Source organism: Trichlorobacter sp., assembly GCF_030247655.1.
In the GTDB taxonomy this organism is placed as follows: domain Bacteria; phylum Desulfobacterota; class Desulfuromonadia; order Geobacterales; family Pseudopelobacteraceae; genus Trichlorobacter.
This window is the reverse complement of record NZ_JAOTRZ010000342.1, coordinates 1-1,893: the sequence shown is the minus strand read 5'-3', so window position 1 is coordinate 1,893 and position 1,893 is coordinate 1. Positions and strand designations below refer to the sequence as shown.

1 protein-coding gene is annotated in these 1,893 nt (G+C 48.4%); it reads left to right on the top strand.

Annotation, left to right across the window (positions count from 1 at the left end; translation table 11 throughout):
• Window positions 1-1,893, top strand: a 1,893-nt coding sequence (gene pheT, locus OEL57_RS16470) for a phenylalanine--tRNA ligase subunit beta (RefSeq protein WP_300742004.1), incomplete at both ends; no start/stop codon positions are given.

Here is a 1,893-nt window from a genome sequence, read left to right as displayed (position 1 = left end):
ATGTTCTTGAAAAGAACCAGCATCCTAATGCCGATAAACTTTCACTTTGCAAGATAGATAACGGGAAAGAAGTGCTTTCTGTTGTCTGTGGTGCCCAGAACTTCAAGCAGGGAGATACGGTTGCCTTGGCCCAGATTGGTGCTGTGTTGCCGGGCGATTTTAAGATCAAGCGCTCAAAGATCCGTGGTGAAGAATCCTGTGGTATGCTCTGCTCTGAAAAGGAGTTGAATCTGGCAGATGAGAGTGCCGGTATTATGATTCTCTCTGAGGATCTGCCGCTTGGAACACCTTTTTTTGAAGCAATGGGTCTTAAGGATACTGTCTTTGAAATCGGTTTAACTCCTAACCGTGCTGACTGTCTCAGTGTGATCGGCATAGCCCGTGAAATTGCGGCAAAATTAGGCAAGAGAGTACGGTATCCATCAATCGTTGTGCCTGAGTATGGTGAACCGGTTGACAGTAAGGTATCGGTGACTATTCAGGATGCAACAGGTTGCCCACGTTATGCGGCCCGTTTTATATCTGGCTGCAAGATTGCTCCTTCTCCGGCCTGGCTGGTTAACCGTTTGAACGCGGTCGGTGTACGTTCTATCAATAATGTGGTGGATATTACTAACCTGGTGATGATTGAACTGGGACATCCATTGCATGCCTTTGATTATACCCAGGTGGCCGGTGGGCAGATTATCGTGCGCAGGGCAGGCGAGGGCGAGAAATTCAATACCCTTGATGGGCAGGAACGCACCCTTGCAGCCACCGATCTGATGATCTGTGATCGTAATCGGGCAGTTGCCCTGGCTGGTATCATGGGTGGAGAAAACTCTGAAATCACTGATGCAACTACTGACATTCTGTTGGAAAGTGCGTTTTTTGATCCGCCAACAATCCGGCGCACAAGCAAGCGTCTGGGCCTGCATACTGAATCATCACATCGTTTTGAGCGCGGTGCCGATTTGGAGATGGTACCCAAGGCGTTGGATCGCGCTGCCAGCCTAATGGCACAACTTGCCGGTGGAATCGTTGCAACAGGGAGGGCAGATAATTTCCCGTTACCCAAGTCACCGACTTCAATAATTTTCCGCCCAGAGCGTGCTAATGCCATGTTGGGCCTGTCTCTGACCGCAGAACGAATGGCAGAGCTGTTCCGTAACCTTGAATTTCAGGTCCAACCGGTTAGCAACGGAAGTTTTCAGGTTTCCATTCCTTCCTACCGGATTGATATTGAACGTGAAATCGATCTGATTGAGGAAATTTGCCGACTGAACGGTTTTGATCAGGTTGTGGCAGCCATGCCAGTGGCACAGGTTATTTCTGATCGTCCTTCACTGCATCAACGTTTGCAACGTTCCGTGCGTGACCATTTTGTGGCTGAAGGGATGCATGAAATAGTATCTTTCAGTTTCATTGCAGCAGATGCAGCTGATAGAATAAACCTTAAAGCTGATGATCAACGTCGTAACGGTATCAAACTCTGCAACCCACTTGCAGCAGAGCAAGCCGTTATGCGCACCACCTTGCTGCCGGGGCTTCTGGAGACTGCTTCACGTAACATGAGCTTTCGTAGTCTTGATTTGCGTCTGTTTGAAATGCGTCGTGTCTATCATGCGGTTCCTGATCAGGAGATGCCCCATGAGCCCGTCTACTGTGCCGGTTTGGTCAGTGGGAATAACGACCTGGAAAGCTGGTGCCAGCAGGGGGTTGCTACAGATTTTTATGATGCAAAGGGGATTGTGGAAAATCTGTTTGATCTATTGCAGATTAGAGGTGTTAAGTGGTTATCTGATAAGGCGGAACCATTTTATCACCCAGGTAAATGCTGCCGTATTATGATCGGTAACACAACGGTTGGAACAATCGGAGAAATCCATCCCTCTGTATTGAAAAGCTATGAAA